The organism is Arthrobacter sp. EPSL27 (genome assembly GCF_001512305.1).
In the GTDB taxonomy this organism is placed as follows: Bacteria; Actinomycetota; Actinomycetes; order Actinomycetales; family Micrococcaceae; genus Arthrobacter.
The window spans coordinates 444,241-468,633 of the sequence record NZ_LNUT01000003.1 but is presented as its reverse complement, the minus strand read 5'-3'; the positions used below and the strand labels follow the sequence as shown (position 1 = coordinate 468,633).

The window sequence follows — 24,393 nt, the reverse complement described above, 5'->3', positions numbered from 1 at the left end:
GGGGCCTGCGACAGCGGCGCGGACTGGAGCCGGTAGAATCTCCTGATATGACACTCGCTCAACCAGAGACCAACTCGACGCCCCACCGCATATCCGTGGTCATCCCCGTATACCAAGGCGAGAAAACTCTGGTCGGAGTGGTCAACGAACTCCTCCCCTACCGCGAAGTGTCGACCACCAAGGGCGGCCACGATTATGTGGTCTCCGAAGTCCTCTTGGTCTTCGACCATGGCCCGGACAACTCGGCGGCCGTCATCCGCTCCCTCGCCTCGTCGATTGACATTGTCCGGGGTGTCTGGCTGAGCCGAAACTTCGGCCAGCACGCCGCGACCCTGGCCGGTATGGCCTCCGCGGGCGGCGACTGGGTGGTCACCATGGACGAGGACGGCCAGCACGATCCCGCAGCCATCGGGGACCTGCTTGACACGGCCATGGCGGAGAACGCCTCCGTCACCTACGCGATGCCCAGCAACCCGGCCCCCCACGGCTTCCTCCGGAACATGGCGTCAAAGAGCGCCAAGCGCACCGTCCGGTTCCTGCTCTCCAGCGACGACGCCACCAGCTACCAGAGCTTCCGGCTGGTCACCGGCGAAGTCGCCCGCTCGGTCGCCGCCTACGCGGGCCACGGCGTCTACCTCGACGTCGCCATGGGCTGGATCGCAGACAAGGTGACCACCTGCCCGGTGATGCTGCGCGAGGAAGGCGACCGGCGCTCCGGGTACCGGCTGCGCTCGCTGCTCTCGCATTTCTGGCGCATGGTGATCTCCAGCGGGACCCGGGGCCTGCGGCTGGTCAGCCTGATCGGCGCCGTCTTCGCGCTGGCGGGTATCGGCCTCGCCATCTATTTCGTAATCGCCTACCTGACCGGCCACGGCGCCGGGCAGCAGGGCTGGACGTCCACCATGGTGGTCCTGCTCGTCAGCACCGGGGCCATCCTGTTTGCCCTGGGCGTCATCGCGGAATACGTGGGCGTCAACGTCAACATGGCCATGGGTAAGCCCGCGTACCTGATTGTGAGCGATCCGGCCCTGGGCCCGCTCGGCAAGACGGTCCACGCGGCACCGGCCACGTTGCCCTCCGGCCCGGTGGCCGATGCAGGGTAGGCCCGTATGGGTGATCGGCGCCGGCGGCCTGCTCGGCAAAGCCGTCGTCAGAGAGTTCCAGTCCCGCGGCGAAGCCGTCCTGACCAGCAGGATCCCGTGGTCTGAGCCGGACGCCGCACTGGCTGAATTCCGGGCCGGCGCCGAACGCCTCCGCGAGGCGGCAGGATCCGGGCCCTGGACCATTGCCTGGTGCGCGGGCGCGGGAGTCACCGGCACGTCCCCGGAGGCCCTGGAAGCGGAACTCTCCCAGCTGGCGCAGGCCCTTGGCGTGTTCGAGGAAGTTCTCTGCTCTGGCGGAGGGCAAAACGGGGCGTTCTTCCTGGCCTCCTCCGCCGGCGGTGTCTACGCCGGGTCCAGCGCTCCCCCGTTCACCGAGCACAGCCCCGTGCAGCCCCTGGCTCCGTACGGCTTTGCCAAACTCCGCGCCGAGGCGACCGTGGCGGACTTCGCCCGCAGCGCCGGCGTCCGTGCCTTCATCGGCAGGGTCAGCAACCTCTACGGCCCGGGCCAGAACCTGCGGAAGCCGCAGGGGCTCATCTCCGTTTTCGCCAAGGCCCACCTGACGGGCGCTCCGGTCTCGGTCTACGTGTCCCTGGACACCCTGCGGGACTATCTCTTCGTGGACGACGCGAGCCGGCTGGTCGCGGACGGACTGGACCGGCTTGTCCTTCCGGACGTCCACCCGGGCGAGACCGTGGTGAAGATTCTTGCCTCCCAGCGGGCCGACACGATCGGCAACCTGATCGGCGCCTGCCGGGCGATCTTCAAGCGCCGGCCCCTGATTGTGCTGGGCGCCTCCCCGTTCGCCAAGGCCCAGGCCCACGACCTCCGGCTGAAATCCGTGGTGTGGCCGGAGCTCGACGCGCACCCCGTCACCCCCCTCGCGGTGGGGATCAACAACACGGTCCAGGAGGTCCAGCGGCTGGCCCTTTCGGGTCAGCTCTGACGCGGTCCCACCGGGTTCCGCACCGTCCGTCCGGGCGGCTCCATTGTGACGGCGCCGCCGCGCTTCGGTAGTCTAGGGTGTGTGTTTGCCGGTTACCGGCCCCAGATTTCAGAGAACAGGCGGGATCCATGAAGCAGCCAGAACCGACCGAGGAGGCTGTCAAAGGTATCCACAACGGCCCCCCGGGCCCTCTCCTGCGGCTGATCAAGGACGAGCGAGTCGCGTTCGTCCTGGTCGGCGGCGCCAACACCGCGTTCAGCACGGGCCTGTTCATCGCCGTCGCCTGGATGTACCCCGGCCTCCCGTCGCCGGTGGTGCTGAGCATCGCGTTCGTCATCTCGCTGATCTCAGTGTTCTTCGTCTACCGGAAGCTGGTCTTCCGGGTCAAGGGCCACTTCTGGCTGGACCTGGGCCGGTTCACGCTGGTCAATCTGACGATGTTCTTCACGAACATGGCGCTGCTGCTGGTGGCCCACGAAGTCCTCGGATACCCCCAGATCCCGTCCCAGATTGCCATCACGTGCGTGACCGTCATCATCAACTACTTCGGCCACAAGTACTTCTCCTTCCGCCGCAGCCCTGACCAAGCGTCCCCCAAGAAAGCCACCGAGGAAAGCACACCATGAGTCCCAAAGTCTCAATCGTCATTCCGGCCTACAACAACGTCCAGTACATCGAAGAGACCCTCCAGTCCGTACTGAACCAGACGTTCGAGGACTATGAAGTGGTGATCGCGGACCACTCCTCGATCGACGGCACGGCCGACGTGATCGCCCGCTTCGCGGACAACCCCAAGCTCCGGGTGCTGACGCCGACGCCCACAGGCGGCGGCGCGCAGGCGAACTGGAACCGGGTCAGCCAGGCGGCCACCGGCGAGTACCTCAAGCTGGTCTGCGGCGATGACCTCATCGCACCGGACGCGCTGGAACTCCAGGTCAAGGCGCTGGAAGAAAACCCCGGCGCCGTCATGGTCTCGTCCCAGCGCGATCTTGTCGACGCCGACGGCCGGCTCTTCCTGAAGGGCCGCGGGCTGCAGGGCGTCAGCGGACGCGTCACCGGACGCCAGGCCATCCGGGCCACCGTCCTCGCCGGGTCCAACATCTTCGGCGAGCCTGCCTGCTCGCTGTTCAAGCGTGAACTGCTCGCCCAGGAAGGGTGGTGGGACAACACCCATCCCTACCTCATCGACGAAGCGACCCTGGTGCGCATCTGCCGCCACGGCGACTTCGTGGCGCTGCGGAAAACGCTGGCGTCCTTCCGGATCAGCGCCAGCCAGTGGAGCGTCCGGCTGGCCCGCCAGCAGTCCGACCAGGCCATTGCGTTCCACAAGCAGCTCCGGGCGGACGACCCCACACTGTTGAGCCGGCTCGATCTGGCCATCGGAAATGCCAAGGCCATCGCCATGTCCTACGCCCGCCGCCTGGCATACGTCCGGCTGAACCGGCGCATGGGCCACCAGCACGCCGTGAAGAGCACCGTCTAGCACCCGCCGCCGGCACCCTGGCCGGCTCTCCGGGCCAACAGCCAAAACAACCCCGGGGCGTATCACCGTGATACGCCCCGGGGTTGTTTGCGCTGTCTGCCTGAAGTGTTTCCTAGACTGCCGCGGCGGCTTCGCGTGCCGGCTGCGGGCTGCCCGGCCGCCTCCGCCGGGGCAGGAGGAGTTCCGCGAGGCTCCATGCCACGGTCACCCCCGCCGCCAGCGTGATGCTGCCTACGACGGCGGGCCATCCGGGCGGCGCGAACCGTACAGTGACCGTTGTCCCGGCAGATCCTGCAGGGATCTCGACCTGGAGCAGGTAGCCCCGCAGCGGCGCCACAACAGTGGCCCCGTCGGCGTCGTACCCCGGCCACGCCAGCCGGCTGAACACGGCCTTCGCCGGCGCATCGCCTGTCCGGTCCACACGGAGCACCACCTCCTGGCTGCTCTCCGAGACAACCGAGACGTCCGTCCCCTCCGAGGTCCAGACCACGTGGCCCGTGTTGAGCAGCGGCTGGTCCCTGACCCAGACCACCGAGTCCGCGGACCTGCGGGCTTCGTGCCAGCCGCTGGGCGGGGCGCCGTTGAAGGGTGTAGCGGCCTGGGTGTCCGCGGGGTCGCGGAGGATCTGGACCGTGTCGACCGACAGCAGGTCGGCCAGGACCTTGCCGGTGGCGGGGTCGGTCTCGAAAAGTTTGCCGGCCGCCGCGGGGCAGGTCCAGCCATGGCTGGAGATACAGAGATCTTCGGCGTATTTCGCGAACATGATCGGCGTGTACAGGTTCTGGACTTCGGCGGAGTTCAGGTACCAGGCATTCGATGCCAGGGTCTCGTTCCAGATCCCCGGGCCCAGCTGGGTAGGATCGCCGACGATGAAGGTCCCGCCCTGTGCCTCCGGCAGCTGGCTTGAGTAGCTTGAGGGGCTGTCAGGCATCCGGTAGTCGGGCAGCGGCGAGGACTTGAAGGCGACGTGCTGTCCTGCGGCGATCACCATGCTCACGAGCAGTACCCCGCCGGCCAGAACGGCCGGGCTCCGGAAGCGGGCGTGCAGCCGGCGGGAATACAGCACCACAAGCAGGCCCACGATGCCGCCGAGCGCCAGGAATCCAAAAAGCGCCGCCACCCGGAAGGACGGGTACTGGCTCCAGGCAAGGTACAGCCCGGAGAGCACAATGGCGGCAGTCGCAGCGATCCGCCCCCGGCTCAGCGCGGGGACCCTGAAGCGCGACACCATCACCGCGAGCACCAGCAGGACCGTCAGGGACACATACGGCATGATGCGGATCGGGAAGCGGAGGGGTCCCAGGTCGCTGGGCGCGAGGGTCAACGCCAGCGACAGCGCCCCCACAACCCACAGCGCCGTCATGTCCCGGCCGGCCGCCCTAACCCTGGCGTAGTCCACCACGGCGAGGACCGGAAGGAACCAGGCCACGTACAGGAGGGGCACCGTGGCGAAACCGCCCCACCAGCCGGTGACCTGCGGCAGGCTGCCGGGAACCCAGGCGGTGTACATCCCGGTCAGGTCGGGGGTCAGGAAGCCGCTGTTCGCGATGCCGCCGGACCGTGCCGTCACGGGTGCCGTCAAAACGCCGGGGAGGTACACCGCCGTCGCAATGAGGCCGCAGACCAGTCCGGCGAATAGCAGCCGGAGGGCAGCCCGCCGTCGTCCGTTCAGCCAGGCCTCCAGCAGCAGGCCCAGGAAGACGATGACCAGCATCAGCGTCCCGTGCACATAGCCGATGGTGATCAGCACATAGGCGGGGGCCAGTGCGGGGAAGGGGTTGCGATCCTGGAAGGCCATCCTGCGCAGCCCCCACCAGGTGAGGGGCAGGAGGCTGAACACCATGAGGCCGGTGACCCAGGAGGCGGCGTCGATGTAGACGGTGAACCCGGTCAGGGTCACTGCTACGCCGGCGATGGCCGACCATTCGGGCCGGGCCTTGTAGCTCCTGGCCAGCAGGAACGTGCCGGCGGCCAGCAGGCAGAGGAAGCTGATCTTCAGGATCGTGGAGAAGACCACGATGTTGGCCGAGCGGCTCGCCAGCCAGCCGATGAGGAGAATCAGCGGATTCCAGATGCCCCACTGACCCTCGGCGGCGTAGTTGCCGGCGCCCCACGCGCTGTCACTGAACAGCGGCCACTCCCCCGCGCTGAGCTTGGTTCCGATTTCGAACCAGATGCCGAAAGCCCCGGCCTGGGTGTCGTCGTAGTAGTAGAACCTGTTGTTGGTGATCAGCGGAATCAGCGAACCCAGGAAGGCAACGGCCACCGTTGCGCTCAGCCAGGCAAGGTCGCTGCGGGTGCGCAGCGGTTTCACAAACTGTCCCCGGACTCCGCGTGCGCTGAACGCCGCCGGAGCTCCGCCACGACCCCGTGCACCTCCCCGTCCATGACCACCTTGCCGTGCTCGAGCAGGACGCCCCGCTCACACACGGTGGCGACCAGGTCCAGGTCGTGGCTGACCACAAACAGGGTCTTCCCCATCTCGGAGAGTTCCTTGATTTTGGCGATGCACTTGCGCTGGAAGGGCTCATCGCCCACGGCAAGGATCTCGTCGATCAGGAAGACCTCGGGATCCGTGTGCACTGCAATGGAGAATGCCAGCCGCAGGTACATGCCGGAGGAGTAGAACTTGACCTCGGTGTCGATGAACTCGCCGATTTCGGAGAACTCCACGATCGAGTCGAACTTCTCGTCGATCTGTTTTTCGGTCATGCCGAGGATGGCGCCGTTGAGGTAGACGTTGTCCCGGCCGCTGAGGTCGTGGTGGAAGCCAGCGCCGACCTCGATGAGCCCGGCGACGCGGCCGCGGGTCCGCACCGTTCCGCCGTCGGGCTGCAGGACGCCGGAGATGAGCTTCAGCAGCGTCGACTTGCCGGAGCCGTTGAGCCCCATAAGCGCCACCGTCTCGCCCTGCTTGACTTCCAGGGAGACGTTGTCGAGGGCTAGGAACTTCTTCGACAGGTCCCCCTTCCGTCCCTTGACCAGCCACACCAGGGCCTCTTTGAGGGACCGGGTGTGGCGCAGGACGAACTGCTTGCGGAGGTCGATGCAGCTGATGGCTACATGGCCGTGCGGGGTCATGTCAGAGCTCCTGGGCGAAATGGACGGCGAGCCGGCGGAACGTCAGCTGGCCGAGGAACAGCAGGGCGAGGGAGATCAGCATGGCGATCGGAAGCCACAGCGTCAGCAGCCCCGGCGGGATGGTGTCGATGACCTGTTCGGGCTTGAGCGTCGGCTCCCAGAAGGCCCAGTGGAACACCTCCACGGCCACCGTCATGGGGTTCAGCTGGTAGACCCAGAACCACGAGCCCATGACGTTCTCGACCATGGTCCAGACATAGAGGACGGGCGACGCCCAGGTCACCACCATGACGATCATGTCCACGATGTTCTCGGAATCACGGAAGTAGACGTTGGCGGCCCCGAAGATCAGTCCCAGCCCGGTGGCGAGGACGGCGACCATCAGGAAGATCAGGACGGCGGCGGCCAGCTGGAAGACCGTCGGCGTCCATCCGACCACCAGGCAGGCACCCACCAGGACCAGCAGCTGGGGAAGGAAGTGCGCTGCCGACACCCAGACCGTGGCCACCGGGAAGAGCTCGCGCGGCAGGTAGATCTTCCGGATCAGGTCGCGGTTGTCCACGATGGACCGCGTGGCGTTGGAGAGGCACTCCGTGAAGAAGTTGACCAGCACGATCCCGGCAAAAAGGTAGATCGCATAGTTCGGTGTGCCCCGCTGGAGGTTGAGGAACACGCCCAGCGCCACGAAGTAGATGAGGAACTGGACCAGCGGCTTGACGTACGACCACAGAAGTCCCAGCACCGAGCCCCGGTAACGGACCTTGATTTCCTTGCGCACCAGCAGCTTCAGGAGGAAACGGTCACCGTAAACGTCGAGGAGGCCCCGCCCGCTTCCGGGTTTTACCAGCTGGTCGCTCTGACCTGCCATCTAGTCGCCGTCCTTGGTGTTCGCCTCGAACGTCTTCTTCCATGCGTCGAAGGAGCTGATCTCCGCCACGGCGGACCTGTACTGCCGGGCGAGCTTGTCCCATTCGCGGAACAGCTGTGCGTGCAGCCGGGTCGTTTCGGTCAGCATGGCCTTCAGCTTCTTCGGGTCCCGCTGGTACCAGGACGCGCCCGTACCTTCGGCGTTGGAGACCACGACACTGTCGTAGTGCGCCACGCGGTACCAGCGGTTGTCCCGGTGGGCGAGGTAGCCCTGGGGCCGTTCGGCGCTCTCGGGGCCGGGTGCCTTGATCAGCTGCCGTGCCACAGTCTTGATGCCCCAAGGGATGAGCTGCTTCTTGCTGGGCAGGCCCACAACGGTCCCGCCCATCGGGCCGCGGCCGATTTTCGGCGCGGGGAAGTCGTCGACGTCGTCCTTCAGCTGGGCGTCCGGGTAATGCGATTTCAGTGCATTGATCTCGGGCAGCTTGGTGCCCAGCACCTGGTGCAGGTCCTCGGGCCCCTTCAGGAGGTCGCGCAGCGCCTCGATGTGCCCGTGTTCGGTGAAGTACTGCATCGACACGAGGTGCTTGACGTCGGACTGGAAGGATTCGCGCAGCACGCGCCCGCCCTTGGGGTACGGGCTGTGGATGAGGGTGGTGATCAGCCGGTTGCGTGCGTGGAAGTAGGCCTGCCAGCCGACGAGGTCGTCCTTGTCGATCCACGACACGTGCCAGACGGCGGCGCCGGGCATCGAGACCGTGGCGAACCCTGCTTCCCGGGCGCGCAGCCCGTACTCGGCGTCGTCCCACTTGATGAACAGCGGCAGCGACAGCCCGATTTCCTTGATCACGGCGGTGGGGATGAGGCACATCCACCAGCCGTTGTAGTCTACGTCCACCCGGCGGTGCAGCCAGGGGGTCTGGCGCAGGTTCGCGACGCTGAAGTCGTGCCGGGTTTCCATGTCGGCGTGCGGCAGGGCCGGAACGATCCGGAACGGGTCCACCACTTCGCCGAAGGTGTGCAGCACGCTGCGGTTGTAGAGGTCGAACATGTGGCCGCCGACAATGGTCGGCTTGCGGCAGTGGTCGGCGAAGGTGACGAGGCGGACGATGCTTTCGGGCTCGACGACGATGTCGTCGTCGAGCAGCAGGGCGTAGTCACTGCCGTTCTCGACAGCCTCGTACATGCCGCGGGCAAACCCGCCGGATCCGCCCAGGTTGGCCTGGTTGATGATCCGCAGCTTGCCGCCGAGGGCATCCCGGACGGCGGCGAAGCCGGGCTGGTCTTCGACCTTCTGCGTGCCCTGGTCCACGATCAGGATTTCCTTGACGGTCTCCAGCACGTCGGGGTTCTCCGACAGGATGCGGGCGTTGTTCAGGCAGAAATCCGGCTTGTTCATGGTCGTGATCTCGAGGGTGACCTGCCCCTTGGGCGCGTCAGTGGCCGCGGTCTCCCACTGGCCGCTCTCGAGCACGAGCCCGTCGGCGCTGGCGGCGAGATCGAACCAGTACCAGCCGCCGTCGCCGAACGGCTTCAGTGACAGCTCGAAGACCGACGTGGAGTCGCCGTCGACGTGGACGCCGTCCACACGCTGGACCGAGCCCCGGGCGTTCGACTTGTACACGGTGACGGTGCCGGTGCCGGTGGTCCGGACCACCAGCCGGATGTCCCGGACCGAGGTCCAGCGACGCCAGTAGCTGGCGGGAAACGCGTTGAAGTAGGTGCCGAAGGAGATTTGTTCACCGGAACGGACCCGCATGGAGTGCCGGGTGAGCAGGTCCTCGAAGTGAGCCTGCTGGCTGCCGGAGCTGAACATCTGCAGCTTGTCTTCTGGCAGCTTGGGCGTGCGGGCCAGCTCGTCGTTCTCGCGCAGCCGGATGCCGCTGGCACTGCCGGCGTCGGCGTACAGCGACACCGTGTCCGGCTGGTCTGCCGATGGCAGGATGACGCGTTGGATGGTGGTCCAGTCCGTGGTTTCTACAGCGGCGCTCATGCGTCCACTCCTCCGCTTTCCAGTGTGGCGCCGCTTTCGAAGTGCGGGCGGATCTTGTTCTCGAACATGGTCAGGGCCGAGCCGATGGCCATGTGCATGTCCAGGTACTTGTAGGTGCCGAGGCGTCCGCCGAAGAGGACGTCCTTCTCGGCTGCCGCCAGGTCGCGGTATTTGAGCAGGCGCTCACGGTCCGCGGCGGTGTTGATCGGGTAATAGGGTTCGTCGCCCTTTTCCGCCGCCCGGGAGAATTCGCGCATGATGACGGTCTTCTCCGTCTGGTAGTCGCGCTCGGGGTGGAAATGGCGGGGTTCGATGATGCGGGTGAACGCGACGTCGTCGTCGTTGTAGTTGACCACTGAGGTGCCCTGGAAATCCCCGACGTCGAGGACCTCCTCCTCGAAGTCGATGGTGCGCCAGGAGAGGTCGCCCTCGGCAAAGTCGAAGTAGCGGTCCACGGGCCCGGTGTAGACGACGGGGATGTTCCCTACGACCTTGTCCTTGGAGTATTCGTGCGACTCGTCGAAGAAGTCGGTGTTGAGCCGGACTTCGATGTTGGGGTGGTCCGCCATCTTCTCGATCCAGGCGGTGTAGCCGTTCGTCGGCAGGCCCTCGTAGGTGTCGTTGAAGTACCGGTTGTCGTAGTTGTAGCGCACCGGGAGTCGCGAGATGATGCCCGCGGGCAGGTCCTTGGGATCCGTCTGCCACTGCTTCCCGGTGTAGTGCTTGATGAACGCCTCGTACAGCGGCCGGCCGATCAGCTGGATGCCCTTGTCGTTGAGGTTCTGCGGATCGGTGCCCGCCAGCTCGCCTGCCTGCTCCTGGATCAGCTCCCGTGCCTGCCCCGGCGTCATGTTCGCGCGGAAGAACTGGTTGATGGTGGCCAGGTTGATCGGCAGGGAGTAGACCTCGCCCTTGTGGACTCCGTACACCTTGTGCACGTAGTTGGTGAAGGTCGTGAACCGGTTCACGTACTCCCACACCCGCTCATTGGAGGTGTGGAAAAGATGGGCACCGTAGCGGTGCACCTCGATGCCGGTCTGCTCTTCCTTTTCGCTGTAGGCGTTGCCGCCGATGTGATGGCGGCGGTCGATGACAACCACCTTCAAGCCCAGCTCTGTGGCGGCCTGTTCTGCGATTGTCAGGCCGAAGAAGCCCGACCCTACGATGACGAGGTCAGCGGTCACAAACTCTCCTGATTCGAATGCGGGCAGCGCAATGGTGCGCATTGTCTGCTGCTCTAGCCTACCCGAGCGCCCAACGGAATCAGCCATGGCCGGCTCCGTCCACATAGCCCGGATCCGCCGCGCAGTCCGCCCGCGACGGGGTCTAGCGTGGGATCCAAACGGCTGCCCGGGAAAGGATTCCGCGTCGATGATGCTGCACTGCACCCTGGTGGCGGCGCCGGGGTCCGGCCTCACCGCAGGGCCGCTGGAACTCGCCGTCGACGTCCCCGCACGCTGTACGGGCGCGGAACTCCAGCAGGCTCTGTCCCTGCGGTACGGTACCGGGGAGCTGACAGTGGACCGGATCCCGCTGGCTGCCCTTACCGTCGGCGAGGCGCCGCTGGTCCCCGGCGCTGTCCTGGTGGACGGCCTTGATCGCGGCAGCGGTGCCCGGGCGGATGCAGCCGGCCTCGTCCTCGCTGTGCACGGCGGGCCGGCCGCCGGCCTGATCGTTCCGCTCAGGCGCGGGCGGATCCGGATCGGGCGCAGCGGCACGGGCGTCGTCATTCCGGACGCGGAGCTGTCCCGCGACCATGCGCAGCTGGAGGTCGCCGACTCCGCTGTGACGCTCCGGGACCTTGGCAGTGCGAACGGGACCACCGTCGACGCCCGGCGCGTCCGCACGGCGGCCGTCTCCACGAAGGCCCTGATCGGGTGCGGCGGTTCCTCGATGTCCCTGGTGTTCGGCGGCCCGGACGACGGCGGCATCCTCGGCCCCGGTGTCCCGGCTGCGGCGGGTTCCGACGTCTCGGAGCCGTTGCCGGTCAGCAACCCGGCGGCCGGCAGCAACAGGAAGGCCCTGGTGCTGGCCGCGGTCCTGCCCCTCGCCCTCGGCACCGGCCTCGCCGTGGCTACGGGAATGTGGATCTTCCTTGCGTTCACCGCGGTGTCGGTGGTGTCGGTGCTGGTGCCGGTCGCGGCGGGCAGGCGGCAGCGGCGTGAGCTGAAGTCCGCCGTCGCCGCCGCTGCCCGCCGGGACGCGGAACGACGGCGGCGGGCGGCGCCGTCCGCAGGCGAGCTGTCGCTGCGGTGCTGTTTCTCCGGGTCGAGCCCGCCGCAGGGTCCCGCTGTTCCGGGACCTGTCTGGCTGCGGCTGGGACAGGCGCCGCAGCGCGCTAACATCCGGCTGGACCCGCCCGATCCCGGATTCCGGGCACCGCCGCTCGGCATGACGCCGGTGGTCCTCGACCCCGCGACGGCCGTGACAGCGCTTCGCGGCCCGGAACCCGCTGTGTCCGGGCTGCTCAGGTCCATCCTGCTGCAGCTGGCCTGCTACGCCGCGGCAGCGCGGACCAGAATCCTCATTCACGGCCCCGGGCCGGCCCTGCTTCCAGCACGGTTCCTGGCGGCCGCTACGCTCTCCGCGCAGGAGTCATCGACCCTGGAGACATTGTCCGGCGGCCTGGGCGGGGATGACGGACGCGGGGTGCTGATCATTGCAGGATCCACCTCGACCGCCGTCCTGCGCGCGGCGGCCGCCGCCGGCGGGTGGCAGGTGATCGACTGCGGCGGAGATCCGGCCGCGGACGCCGTCCTTGAACTCAGCGAGCGCACCGGACGGCTGAGCACTGCGGGGAAAACGGTGGAGTTCACCCCCGACCTCGTTCCGGCCGGCGTCTTCGACCGCAACTGCCGCCGGCTGGGCGGCAGCGCACCGGCCACGGCCCCGCCGGCGGGCATCCCGGCGGCCTGCCCGCTCAGCGCGGTACTTCCACTGGGCACGCCGGACATCTCCCGCCGGTGGGCGGAGTCCCCAACCGGCGGCCTGCCGGTCGTCGTCGGCGTCGGAAGGTCCGGCCCCCTGCGCCTGGACCTCCAGGCGGACGGGCCCCATGTCCTGGTGGCCGGAACCACCGGATCCGGCAAATCGGAATTCCTTCGGACGCTGGCCGCTGCGCTGGCGGCCGCGTACCCGCCCTCCCGCGTCAACGTGCTGTTCATCGATTTCAAGGGCGGCTCCGGCCTGGCCCCGCTGGCCGGCCTCCCGCACTGCGTCGGGCTTCTGACAGACCTTGAGGCCAGCGAGCTTTCGCGCACCCTGGTGTCCCTGGCGGCCGAAGTCCGCCGACGGGAGGAACTCCTGGCCGCGCACCGGGCCGCCGACCTCACGGCCTACGATTCCCTTGACCACGGCGGTCCGCCGCTGCCCCACCTGGTCCTGGTCATCGATGAGTTCAGGCTGCTGGTCGACGAGTCCCCTGCCGCCCTGGCTGAGCTCATGCGGATCGCCGCGATCGGGCGCTCCCTCGGGATACACCTGGTCATGGCCACCCAGCGCCCGCAGGGGGCCATCTCCGCCGATATCCGCGCGAACGTGACCAGCCGCATCGCCTTGCGGGTGCAGTCGGACCCGGAGTCCGCCGATGTGATCAATTCCCGGCTGGCGGCAGCCATCCCGGTCACGGTTCCGGGCCGCGCCTACCTGGTCCGCGGAAGCGGGGCCCCGGAGGAGTTCCAGACGGCCACCGTCGCGGTGCCGTCCGAAGAGCCGGACCGTGGCCCCACGGTCATGACGGCGATGGATTTCCTCAACCACCGGCCCGCCGGGCAGGCTGCCGCAGCCGCCCCGGTGCCTGGCCCGCAGCCTGGCCCCGGGCTTGCCCGCCTGGTCGAGGCAGTGAGCTCCGCCTGGGCGCTGGCCGGCGGCGGCGCGCTGCGCCGTCCGGTGGCAGCGCCCCTGCCGTCGCTGCTGCCGTTTCCCTCGGAGCCGGTACCGCAGGAGCCGGTACTGCAGGCTCCGCTGCTGCAGGATCCGCTGCTGCAGGCCCCGTTGGCGCCGGACGCGGCGTCCTGCGGTACCCGGATCAGGCTGGGCCTGCTGGACGTGCCCGAGGAACAGCGGGTTGCCGAGTTCGGCTGGCTCCCGGGCTCCGACGGCCACCTCGCGCTGGTGGCCGGAACCGCGGGCGGCGCCGACGCCGTCCTGGAGCTCATCGTGGACCAGCTTCTTCACTGCCGCGCCGAGTCGCACCTGTACATCCTCGACGCCGCCGGGCTCTTCGGCACAGCGGCCACCGCCGCCAGGGTCGGGGCCGTGGCCGGCCTGCACGAGCTCCGCCGGGCGGCGCGGGCGCTGGAGCGGCTCGCCGAAGAAATGACCCGCAGACTGGCCGCCCGGCACCCGAACGGCGCTCCGGCGATCGTGCTTGTCCTCTGCGGCTGGGGATCGTGGGTGTCGGCGTTCCGTGCCGGGCCGCTTGCCTGGGCCGAGGACCTGGTCCAGGACCTGGTCCGCGACGGCGGCAGGGCCGGGATCACGGTGGTCGCCGCGGGCGGACGCGAGCTGGTGGCCGCGCGGTTCTTCCCCGCTCTTCCGAACCGCATCTTCCTGCCCGCAGGATCGAGCGAGGAAGAGCGGCTTGCCTGGCCGCGGCTGCCTGCCGTCGACGCCGGCAGGGTGGCCGTCTTTGGGCCGATGTCGCCGGCAGCCTCGGCGGCCGGGCATGCGGGCCAGCTGTTCGGGCCCGTGTCCCCCGGGGTCCGGATGCAGCATGCCGCCGTGGCGCACCGGCCGTTCCGTGTGGAACCGCTGCCCGGGCATGTGACAGTCAGCGAGGTCCGCTCCCGCGCACCGGGCCCACCCCAGGACAACACGCTGCGCCTGGGGCTCGGCGGCGACGAGCTCCTCCCGGCAGGGATCCGGCTCCCCAGGGGCGCCGCGCTCGCCGTCCTCGGCGGCGCGGCGTCCGGAAAGAGTTCGCTGCTGCTGGCCCTGCCCGGACTCAACCCGGAAGCGACCTGGCTGAGCGCCCCGCCCACAGGCGCTGAACGGTACTGGTCAGGAATTCACGAGGCGGCACTCTCCGGCACCCTGGATCCGGCGGCCATCCTCCTGGCGGACGACCTCGACCTGCAGCCGGCCGAGGCGGGCAGCAGGATGGCGTCGCTGAACAGCCTCGGCTGGCGTGTGGTCTTCACGGCCGGCTTCAGTCCCGGCATCCGCCAGCGCGTGCCGCTGGCACTCACCGCGGCGGGCCAGGGCCGGGGCGTCCTGATCGCTCCCCGGAGCCTGCTGGACGGAGAACTGTTCGGCGTCCGGTTCGACGTCGGGCAGAGCCCTCCTCCGGGGCGCGCGGTGGTCATTGCGGACGGCCGGACGTGGGTGGTGCAGCTGGCCTGTGCCGCCCCGGCTACAGGGCCGGCGGCGCTCCGCCGGCACGGGACGCGAACGCAATGACGCGCTTGTCGAACAACAGGATGATGGCGACGGCCGCCGGAACCAGCATGGCCAGGCCCGCCAGCGGGTACCCGCCGGACATCGTGGGAAAGCCGATGGTGAGGGTGAAAAGCTGGGCCACCAGCGCACCCGCACGCGGCCACCGGTAACCGCGGAACAGGAAAAGGGCCACCGCGGAAAGCCAGGCGGAGAAGGCGAGCAGGAGCACCAAAGTAAACACCGCACCCCAGAAGGAAAGCACCGGGGCGCCGGTGATCAGCTGGGTTCCGTACCAGATGGCCGCCACCAGCAGCGCCGCCGCTTCCAGGGCCACGATGACCGCGATGACGAGGATGCCGGCCGGCCGCTGCGGAGAGCCGGGCCCGGAGCCGTCCGCAGGTATCCCCGCGGGTTCGCCGTCGCGGTGTGGGGCAGGTTCTGAGGGGTCTTCAGCGGCTCTTGACACACTGGCACAGTACCGGACATAGTCGGCTAAATGTGGAGGCTCCGCCAGCCAATGTGATGCATCGCTCACGATCCCAGCGCATATTGCCGCCAAATACCCCTTGTTTACACAGCGTTAACATGACACGCTTAATCCAGATGACCGAGGGGGCCCCAGAGGGCCCCTTTCTTATGTAGCCTCTAGTGAATAATTTCACAAAGGCCTTTAACGAGTGCCCAGGAAATGGAGTGACTGATCAGCATGGATTGGCGTAACCGCGCAGCGTGCCTTGACAAGGACCCGGAGCTTTTCTTCCCGGTGGGAAACACCGGCCCCGCCCTCCTGCAGATCGAGGAAGCCAAAAGTGTGTGCCGTCGGTGCCCCGTGGTCGATACATGCCTCCAGTGGGCCCTCGAGTCCGGGCAGGACGCCGGCGTCTGGGGCGGCATGAGCGAGGACGAGCGCCGCGCCCTGAAGCGCCGCGCAGCCCGCGCCCGCCGCGCCTCCTGACGCACCCGCACTGAAGCAGTTCCGACACTGCACTCCTGACGCCTTTCCGGCGGCGGGACGGCAATGGCCGCAGACCATGGTCTGCGGCCATTGCCGTTAACGCACCTAGTACAAACGGAAGGCCAAGCCAGGCCAGGCCGGGAGGTACGGGCCGGGCTAGCGTTTGGCCAGGCTCAGGACAATCTGGACGGCCGTTCCGCCGCCCTCCCGTGCCTTCCACTGGATGCTGCCGCCCAGTTCGCTTGTCACGAGGGTCCGCACGATCTGCAGTCCCAGGCCCTCTTCGTACGGTGTGGCCGGAATCCCGACCCCGTCGTCGGCGATTGTCACCGTGAGCAGTTCGTCGCCGTCCTCGCTCTCGGAGCGGTCCGCGATGAGCCAGACGGTTCCGGTCCGGCCCTCCAGGCCGTGCTCGACGGCGTTCGTCACCAGCTCGTTGATCACCAGGGCCAGCGGGGTGGCGAAGTCGCTGGGCAGTTCGCCGAAGAGGCCGGACCGCGCGGTCTTCACCTGCTGCGACGGGGAGGCAACCTCCGCCGAGAGCCGGAACTGGCGGCCAATAAGCTCGTCGAAATCAACGCTCTGGGTCAGGCCCTGCGAGAGCGTCTCATGCACGAGGGCAATCGTGGCGACGCGCCGCATGGCCTGCTCGAGTCCCTGCTTCGCCTCGTCGCTGACCATGCGCCGCGACTGCATCCGGAGGAGGGCAGCCACGGTCTGCAGGTTGTTCTTCACCCGGTGGTGGATCTCGCGGATTGTGGCGTCCTTGGTGACAAGTTCCATCTCCCGGCGGCGAAGCTCGGACACGTCCCGGCAGAGCACCAGGGCACCGAAGCGCTGCTGCTCGTCCCGCAGGGGGATCGCGCGCAGCGACAGGCTGACGCCGCGGGACTCGATCTCGCTGCGCCACGGCATGCGGCCGGTGACAACCAGGGGCAGGGTCTCATCCACCATGCGGCGGTCCTTCAGCAGCCCGGCCGTGACCTCGGCCAGGCTCCGGCCCTCCAGCGACTCGCCGTCGCCGAGCCGTCGGAAGGCGGACACCCCGTTGGGGCTGGCGTACTGGACGATGCCCTCGGCGTCGAGCCGTATGAGGCCGTCCCCGACGCGGGGGGCCCCGCGGCGGGATCCCGTGGGCGAGGCGAAGTCGGGCCAGAGGCCGAGCGTCCCCATCCGCAGGAGGTCGTAGGCGCACTGCCGGTAGGTCAGTTCCAGCCGCGACGGCATCCGCGAGCTGGAGAGGTCCATGTGGGTGGTGACGATGGCCAGCGTCCGGCCGTTGCGGACCATCGGCACGGCCTCGACCCGCAGCGCCATGTCGCTGCTCCAGTTGGTCTCGTTGGAGCGCTCGATGGTGCGGCTCTCCCACGCCTTGTTGACCAGCGGCAGCAGGTCCGACCTGATCCCCTCCCCCACGAAGTCGGCGTGGAACACCGTATGCGTGGTGGAGGGGCGGACGTGGGCCAGTGCCACGTAGCCGAACTCAGGGTGCGGAAACCACAGCGCCAGGTCGGCGAACGCGAGGTCCGCCACCATCTGCCAGTCGCCGACCAGCAGGTGCAGCCACTCGGCATCCCCCGGCCCGAAATCAGCATGCTCCCTGATAGGGTCCGTAAAGATTGCCACAGCACCTCCATTTGCGACGCCGGCAGCGGCTGCTGCCTAGCGTCGGACGATTGACCTCAAGAGCCTCAATGCTACCGACAGCGACGCCATGTCATCGGCTTCGAGGGCGTTCACCTCATCGAACATGCTCTTCGCGCGATCCAGCTGCTCCACGTTCTGGCCTTCCCAGGCCGCCAGCCGCTCCTCAGCGGACATGTCCGCAGGAGTTGCCTCCAGCACCGCCGTCGTCATGTCCGAAACGGTCGAGTAGAGATCGTCGCGGAGGGCCGCACGGGCCAGGGCCTGCCAGCGGTCCTTCCGGGGCAGCTTGGTGATGCGCTCAAGCAGCGAGTCGGCGTGGAAGCGGTTGAACACCGTGTAGTAGACGTGCGCGATGTTCTCGACAGGTTCCGTGCTGACGTGGACGATCTTGGCGATGTCCAGCAGGACGAAGCTCTCGAACAGCTCGGCCCAGCGGTGGGCGAGGTCCTCGGGGAGGTCCCACCCGCGCGCCTTTTCCAGCCAGTCGGACACCCGGGCCCGGTCTTCGCCGCGCAGGTAGTCCAGCAGCCGCGCCCGCATGGGGTCCATCAGCGGCTTGAACTCGCCCACGATCTCGGCAATCGGCCGGGACGCGTTGCCCTGGCTCAGGACCCACCGCACGGCACGGTCCAGGAGCCGGCGGATGTCCAGGTGGACGGTGCACCAGTGCTCCGTGGGGAAGGATGCGGGCAGCTCGTTGAGTTCCGCGACCATCACGTTGAGTTCGTAGATCTCCCGGAGCGCAACGAACGTCTTGGCCACGGCGGCCTCGGTGGCCGAGGTCTCCTCCATGGCACGGAACGCGAACGTGATGCCGCCCATGTTGATCATGTCGTTCGCCACCACCGTCGCGATGATCTCGCGGCGCAGCGGATGCGTGTCGAGGTCGGCGTCGAACCGGTCCCGCAGCTGCTGCGGGAAGTAGGCGCGCAGGGTCTCGCGGAACCACGGATCGTCCGGCAGGTCGCTGTCCCGTAGCGCCGAGGCGAGTTCGATCTTCGCGTACGCCGCCAGCACGGACAGCTCGGGCGAGGTCAGGCCCTGGCCCTGTTCCAGCCGCTCCCGCAGGGTGTCCGTCGTCGGGAGCGCCTCCAGGTCGCGCTTCAGCCCGGCGTGCTTCTCCAGCCAGTCCATCAGGCGTTCGTAGCTCGGGCTCCATTCGGCGACCCGCATCCGGTCGTTGAGCAGCAGGATGTTCTGGTCGATGTTGTCTTCCAGCACCAGCCGGCCGACCTCGTCGGTCATGGACGCCAGGAACTCCGAACGCTCGGCCGGGTCCAGCTTCCCTGCGGCCACCATCCGGTCCACGAAGATCTTGATGTTGACCTCATGGTCGGAGCAGTCGACGCCGGCCGAGTTGTCAATCGCATCGGTGTTCAGGATGACGCCCTGGAGGGCGGCCTCAATGCGGCCCCGCTGGGTCATACCGAGGTTGCCGCCTTCACCGACCACCTTGACGCGCAGGTCCCGGCCGTCAACGCGGATGGCGTCGTTGGCCTTGTCGCCAACTTCCGCATTCGTCTCCGTGGCGGCCTTCACGTAGGTGCCGATGCCGCCGTTGTAGAGCAGGTCGGCGGGCGCCAGCAGGATCGCACGCAGCAGTTCGGGCGGGCTCAGCTGGGTGGTGCCGTCGGGAAGGCCGAGCGCCGCCCGGACCTGCTCGGACACCGGGATCGACTTCGCCGAGCGGGCAAAGACCCCGCCGCCTTCACTGATCAGCGCCTTGTTGTAGTCGTCCCACGAGGAACGCGGCAGCTCGAAGAGCCGCTGGCGTTCAGCGAACGAGGCAGCCTCGTCCGGGGTGGGATCGAGGAAGATGTGCCGGTGGTCGAAGGCTGCGAGCAGGCGGATGTGCTTGGACAGCAGCATGCCGTTGCCGAACACGTCACCGGACATGTCGCCCACGCCCACCACCGTGAACGGCTCGGACTGGGTGTCGAGGTCCAGCTCGCTGAAGTGGCGCTTGACCGACTCCCAGGCGCCGCGGGCGGTGATGCCCATGGCCTTGTGGTCGTAGCCGACCGACCCGCCGGAGGCGAAGGCGTCACCGAGCCAGAAGCCGTACTCCGCGGCCAGTCCGTTGGCGATGTCGGAGAACGACGCCGTGCCCTTGTCCGCCGCGACAACGAGGTAGGAATCGTCGTCGTCGTGCCGTACGACGTCGGCCGGCGGCACCAGCCGCTCGCCCTCCGGCGTCGGAACGAGGTTGTCGGTGACGTCCAGGAGGCCGCGGATGAAGGTCTTGTAGCTCTCGACGCCCTCGGCCATCCAGGCGCTGCGGTCCGCGGCCGGGTCCGGGAGCTGCTTGGCGTAGAACCCGCCCTTGGCGCCGGTGGGCACGATCACGGCGTTCTTGACCGTCTGGGCCTTGACCAGGCCGAGGATTTCCGTGCGGAAGTCCTCGCGCCGGTCGGACCAGCGCAGCCCGCCGCGGGCCACCTTGCCGAAGCGCAGGTGCACGCCCTCGACGCGGGGAGAGTAGACCCAGATTTCGAACATGGGCCGGGGGGACGGCAGGCCGTCGATGGCTGCCGGGTCCAGCTTGAAGCTCAGGTGCGGCTTGTTCTGATAGAAGTTGGTCCGCAGCGTCGCCTGGATAAGGTTCTTGAAGGTGCGCAGCACGCGGTCGGCGTCGAGGGTGGCGACGCGTTCGATGGCCACGTCAAGGCCCTCGAGGACCTCCTTCTGCCGGAGCCGGCGCTCATCCTCGGCCAGCGCGGGATCGAAGCGGGCCTCGAACAGGGCGCTGAGTCCGCGGTTGACGTCCGGGTTGGCGAGCAGCGTGTCGGACAGGAACCCGTAGGAGTTGGTGTTGCCCATCTGCCGCATGTACTTGGCGTAGGCACGCAGCATCATCACCTGGCGCCAGTGCATTCCCTCGCGGAGCACCAGCCGGTCGAAGCTGTCCGATTCGACCGCGCCGGAAACAGCGGCGCCGAAGGAGTCCGCCAGCAGCTGCCCGGTCTTGACCGGGTCCACGCCTGCCGGGTACTTCAGGCCCAGGTCGTACAGGAAGAAGTCGCGGTGGTCCGCGGTTTCGATCTCGAACGGGCGCTCGTCCAGCACTTCCAGGCCCAGGTTGTGGAAGTAGGGCAGGATCTGGCTCAGGCTCTTGGGCTCCAGCATGTAGAGCTTGACGCGGGCGTCCTCTTCCAGGGTCGCCCCGGCCCCCTCGGGGAGGTAGACGTGGACGCCCGGGTGTTCCTTTGCGGATTCCCCGTCCCCGGCACCGTATTTCTCGAAGCGGGCGATGTCCTCCAGGGCATCCTCCACTTCGTAGTCGACGCGGTAGCTGGCCGGGAAGGCTTCTGACCATACGGCGGCGAGCTCCTCGGCGTGCTCGTCCTTGACGCCCTCGGCGGCGCGGGCGCGCAGGACCTCCGTGATGCCTTCGCTCCAGGAGCGGGCGGCGCGGACCAGGCGCTTCTCCAGTTCGTCCGTGTTGACGTTGCCGACGTCGGCGTTTTTGGGCAGCCGGATCCGGAAGAAGAGCCGGGCCAGCGCGGACTCGGTCATCCGGGCCTCGTAGTCGATGGAGACGGCGTCGAACGTTGCGCGCAGCTCTTCCTCGATGCGCAGGCGCACGTTGGTGGTGTAGCGGTCACGCGGCAGGTAGACCAGCGCGGACATAAAGCGGCCGTAGATGTCAGGCCGGAGGAACAGCCGGGTGCGGCGCCGTTCCTGCAGCCGCTGGATGCCGGTGGCAATGGCGGCCAGGTCCGGGACCTCGATCTGGAAAAGCTCGTCGCGCGGGTACGTTTCGAGGATGCCCAGCAGGTCCTTGCCCGAGTGGGAGTCCGGCGGGAAGCCCGCATCCCGCAGCACCGCGGCGACTTTCTCCCGGACCACGGGGATTTCCTGCACGGACCCGGAGTAGGCGGTGGTGGCGAACAGTCCGATGAAGCGGCGTTCGCCGTTGACGTTCCCGGCGGCGTCGAAGCTCTTGACGCCGATGTAGTCCAGGTATGCCGAACGGTGCACGGTGGAGCGGGAGTTGGCCTTGGTGATCACCAGTGCGCGCTTCTCGCGTGCCTTCTTCCGGCCGGTCTCGGTGAGGTGCTGGATCTGGTGCGGTGTGTCGGTGCCGCCGCGCAGGAGCCCCAGCCCGCTCTCCTCCCGCGGTTCCAGCACGTCTTCGCCGGATTCGTTCTTCAGGTCGTACTCGCGGTAGCCGAGGAAGGTGAAGTTTCCGTCGTCGAGCCAGCGCAGCAGTTCCTGGGCCTGGCGGAGTTCGGCGATCTGCGCCGGGTTGGCAAGTTTGTCCAGGTCCTCGGAGATCCGGAGTGCCTGGTGCCGCATCTTCGGCCAGTCCTCGACGGCGGCGCGCACATCGGCGAGCACCCGCCCGATTCCCTCGGTGAGCGCCGCGCGCTTCGCGTCGCCCACCCGGTCGATTTCGACGGCGATCCACGACTCCATGTGCGAGGCGTTGTCGCCCTGGGCGATCAGGTGCGACAGGTTGGGCATCGCCGCGGTGTCGCCGCTGGAGATGCCCAGGTGGGAGGGCACCCGTGCGACCTTGACGAGCTGGCCGCTCTCTCGGTTGCGCGTCACGACGAACATCGGATGCATCACCAGGTGGATCGGGGCGTTCTGCCGGACGAGTTCCGCATTCACCGAGTCGACGAGGAAGGGCATGTCGTCGGTGACGATGTAGACGACGCTGCGGTCTGCCTCGTCGGCGATGATGATGTTGGCGCTGCCCGGGAACCGGTGTTCAGCGGTGGCACGGTGCGTCTCTGCCCGCGCTGCCAGCAGTTCCCCGGGGTACGCACGGGCGTCCTCTTCGGCAAGGTGCTCGTAGTAGTCCTTCAGGTAGCCTTCTCCGGCACCGATCGAAACGGGTTGATCCTCCACGCTGGACCCAGACGACATCGACAAACGCCTCCATCAAGAAAGTTTGCGGGCGCTTCGTTGCACCCCTCATGGCGAGCCTAGCCCTTAAGCAACCGCTTCGCTGTGGAGGAGAATACAGAGGATCGGCTATTTTGCTGGACGGGTGCACAAACCAATGCGGCGATGGCCTTTCGGAGGGGCGAGTCCGGTGCGGCCTCCAGCAGGAGCGACCCCGAGAGCAGCGCCGCGTCGCTGGACGCCGGGTCTGCCGGGAGGAACGCCGAGACCGGGACGGCGGGGCCGAACCGGTCCCAGGCCTCCCGTAGCTGCCGTTCCGGGGACCGTCCGACGGCGGACGACCGCACCTTGTTCAGCACCACCCGCGGCGAGGCGGGCGGGACTGCCGCCGCCAGCTCCGCGAGGCCGCGGACCAGCCGCGGGACGCCGATCGAGTCGGCTGCCCCGACAGCGAACACGGTGTCCGCCAGTTCGAGGCTGGTGAGCGTCGCGGCATTTCGGCGCGGCGCCATGGTGTCAAAGCTGAGCTCCTCGTCGGATTCCAGGCAGAATCCGGTATCGATCACCGTGAACTCGGCGACCTGCCGGGCCCGGGCCAGGACAAGCGTGAGCGCTGCGGCGCGGAGTTCGGTCCAGCGGTCCGCGCGGGTGATTCCGGTCAGGACGTGGAAAGTTCCCGCCCTGGTGGTGACGGGCGTGGCAATCCTGAGCAGCGCCTCCGCGTCGAGCAGTCCCTGGTCCGCCAGGCGGCAGGCCTGCGCGAGGCCGGCCGCCTCGTCCAGCAGCCCGAGCATCGACGCGACGCTGGCCCCGTAGCTGTCGGCGTCCACCAGCAGCACGGATTTTCCCTCGGCCGCCAGCTCTGCCGCCATGTTGGCCGCGAGCAGGGTCCGCCCCGGCGCGCCGGCGGGTCCCCACACGGCAAGAATCTGCCCGTCCGCGGATTCCGCGGCACCGTCGCCCGCAGTCCGGCCGGCAGGGCCGGCCACGGCACCGCCGGGGCTGGCGCTGCCGGTGACATCACTGCGCCCGGGCCGCAGGCCGGGTCCGGCCAACTGGGCGACGGCCCCCTCGATGCGGCCGGCCAGCGCCTCGGCGTCAACCCCGGTCACTTCGGCGGCCACACCGATCCCCCGGAGCCGGGACTTCTCCTCCGGATTGTCCGTCAGGGCGAGAACAGCAACTCCGACGGCGGCAAGCCGGTCCACCAGCGACGCCGTCAGCTCCTCGCTGCCTTCGGCCACCACTGCGGCGCGGGCCAGGCCGCTCTGGCAGGCCGCCAGCAGTTCCGCCAGCTCGTGGCACCGCCGCACCACGGATACCGGCCCGTGGAGCCGTTCCAGCCGGCCCACCAGGTCTTCACGCGAGTCCCCGACAGTGACGACCGGGATGTTCACCGGCCCGCCCCGCCGGGGTTCCAGACCACGGAGATTTTTGCCTTGTTGGCCTGCGCGCCGAGCAGGTCCGGCATCTGTCCGTCCTCCACCAGCACCATCACCACGGTGGACCGCGCGGACCCCAGCGCTGTGCTGCCCGGAGTGACCTGGGCGATTTCCGCGCCTGGCAGCAACAGCGAGGGCTGGCTGAACCCGCTGCGGTCATCGGGCAGCGCCACCCAGACGTCCACCCGGGAGCCCGCTACCGCCTGGGCCGGCAGTGCCTCCTCAACGGTGACGGCGACCGGTTTCCGGCCCTGGCTGTCTGGCTGCCCGAGGCTCCCGCGCGGCACCAGCTGGTCCTTGCCGATGCGCTGGGCTGCCACCAGCCCCTCCGCCACGCCGGTGGCGGGGGTGAGGTAGTGCTGTTCGACGTCCCCGAGGCGCACCTTGACGCGGTTCAGTTTGTCCGCGGTCAGCTTCTCACCGACCGCGATCGGCTCACGCGCGGTGTACGCCTCGGCCGTCTGGTCGGCGGCCCCGACCAGGGAGATCACCCCGACGACGGAGGCCAGGACGAGCAGGATGCCGACGAGGAGCTTGGGGTCTTTCCACGACGGCTTCTTCAGCCGGGCAACGCCGGCCCCCGTGCTCGCACTCATGCGCCTGCTCCCCCCGTAGTCGCCGCCCGGGTCCGGCCGGGCACCAT

Annotated in this window: 16 protein-coding genes; 6 read left to right on the top strand and 10 right to left on the bottom strand. The window is 68.3% G+C overall.

Features of this window, described 5'->3' with window-relative positions; genetic code table 11:
- Positions 1–47: 47 nt before the first annotated feature.
- The 4 genes from AR539_RS04140 (at position 48) to AR539_RS04125 (ending at position 3,532) form a co-directional block, all read left to right on the top strand.
- Positions 48–1,103 (top strand): glycosyltransferase, encoded by a 1,056-nt coding sequence (locus tag AR539_RS04140; protein WP_197410549.1) that lies wholly within the window; start codon positions 48–50, stop codon positions 1,101–1,103.
- A gap of 10 nt (positions 1,104–1,113) precedes the next feature.
- The gene (locus tag AR539_RS04135; RefSeq protein ID WP_197410548.1) at positions 1,114–2,049 is read left to right on the top strand and encodes an NAD-dependent epimerase/dehydratase family protein; all 936 of its coding nucleotides are present in this window, start codon (positions 1,114–1,116) and stop codon (positions 2,047–2,049) included.
- 128 nt (positions 2,050–2,177) lie between these two features.
- On the top strand, positions 2,178–2,675 hold the full coding sequence (locus tag AR539_RS04130) for a GtrA family protein (RefSeq protein WP_066432799.1): 498 nt from the start codon (positions 2,178–2,180) through the stop codon (positions 2,673–2,675).
- Positions 2,672–3,532: a glycosyltransferase family 2 protein gene (locus tag AR539_RS04125; protein ID WP_066432794.1), complete on the top strand. Its 861-nt coding sequence runs from the start codon at positions 2,672–2,674 to the stop codon at positions 3,530–3,532. The genes AR539_RS04130 and AR539_RS04125 overlap by 4 nt, the downstream gene beginning before the upstream one ends.
- A 112-nt stretch (positions 3,533–3,644) precedes the next feature.
- On the opposite strand, the gene AR539_RS04120 is transcribed toward AR539_RS04125, so the two are convergent.
- From AR539_RS04120 to glf, 5 genes are read right to left on the bottom strand one after another with little or no spacing between them, the layout of a single operon-like run.
- Positions 3,645–5,846 (bottom strand): hypothetical protein, encoded by a 2,202-nt coding sequence (locus tag AR539_RS04120; protein ID WP_066432793.1) that lies wholly within the window; start codon positions 5,844–5,846, stop codon positions 3,645–3,647.
- Positions 5,843–6,613: an ABC transporter ATP-binding protein gene (locus AR539_RS04115; RefSeq protein WP_066432792.1), complete on the bottom strand. Its 771-nt coding sequence runs from the start codon at positions 6,611–6,613 to the stop codon at positions 5,843–5,845. Before AR539_RS04115 ends, AR539_RS04120 begins: the two co-directional genes overlap by 4 nt.
- A 1-nt stretch (position 6,614) precedes the next feature.
- A complete protein-coding gene (locus tag AR539_RS04110) occupies positions 6,615–7,481 on the bottom strand; it encodes an ABC transporter permease (protein ID WP_066432790.1) in 867 nt (288 codons plus the stop codon).
- Complete coding sequence (locus AR539_RS04105) at positions 7,482–9,473, bottom strand: glycosyltransferase (RefSeq protein WP_066432788.1); 1,992 nt, start codon at positions 9,471–9,473, stop codon at positions 7,482–7,484.
- Complete coding sequence (gene glf, locus AR539_RS04100) at positions 9,470–10,657, bottom strand: UDP-galactopyranose mutase (RefSeq protein ID WP_066433127.1); 1,188 nt, start codon at positions 10,655–10,657, stop codon at positions 9,470–9,472. Before glf ends, AR539_RS04105 begins: the two co-directional genes overlap by 4 nt.
- 187 nt (positions 10,658–10,844) lie before the next feature.
- Between glf and AR539_RS04095 the strand changes: the two genes are divergently transcribed.
- Entirely contained in the window at positions 10,845–14,873 is a 4,029-nt protein-coding gene (locus AR539_RS04095) for an FtsK/SpoIIIE domain-containing protein (protein ID WP_066432786.1), read from the top strand.
- Here AR539_RS04095 and AR539_RS04090 read toward each other — a convergent pair.
- A complete protein-coding gene (locus AR539_RS04090; protein ID WP_082699177.1) occupies positions 14,827–15,318 on the bottom strand; it encodes a hypothetical protein in 492 nt (163 codons plus the stop codon). The genes AR539_RS04095 and AR539_RS04090 overlap by 47 nt on opposite strands.
- A 240-nt stretch (positions 15,319–15,558) precedes the next feature.
- Between AR539_RS04090 and AR539_RS04085 the strand changes: the two genes are divergently transcribed.
- Positions 15,559–15,807, top strand: coding sequence for a WhiB family transcriptional regulator (locus tag AR539_RS04085; RefSeq protein WP_003804966.1), 249 nt, complete (start codon positions 15,559–15,561; stop codon positions 15,805–15,807).
- Positions 15,808–15,963: 156 nt separating this feature from the next.
- Here the strand turns inward: AR539_RS04085 and AR539_RS04080 are convergent, their stop codons facing one another.
- The 4 genes from AR539_RS04080 to AR539_RS04065 are packed head-to-tail and all read right to left on the bottom strand — an operon-like array spanning position 15,964 to position 24,346.
- Complete coding sequence (locus AR539_RS04080) at positions 15,964–17,433, bottom strand: sensor histidine kinase (protein WP_066432784.1); 1,470 nt, start codon at positions 17,431–17,433, stop codon at positions 15,964–15,966.
- A gap of 36 nt (positions 17,434–17,469) precedes the next feature.
- Positions 17,470–22,329 carry an NAD-glutamate dehydrogenase gene (locus AR539_RS04075; protein WP_066432781.1) on the bottom strand — a complete coding sequence of 1,620 codons (4,860 nt, stop codon included), beginning with the start codon at positions 22,327–22,329 and terminating at the stop codon, positions 17,470–17,472.
- A gap of 59 nt (positions 22,330–22,388) precedes the next feature.
- Entirely contained in the window at positions 22,389–23,705 is a 1,317-nt protein-coding gene (locus AR539_RS04070) for an AAA family ATPase (RefSeq protein WP_066432779.1), read from the bottom strand.
- Positions 23,702–24,346, bottom strand: a complete 645-nt coding sequence (locus tag AR539_RS04065) for a hypothetical protein (protein ID WP_066432777.1) — start codon at positions 24,344–24,346, stop codon at positions 23,702–23,704. Before AR539_RS04065 ends, AR539_RS04070 begins: the two co-directional genes overlap by 4 nt.
- Positions 24,347–24,393: the final 47 nt, after the last annotated feature.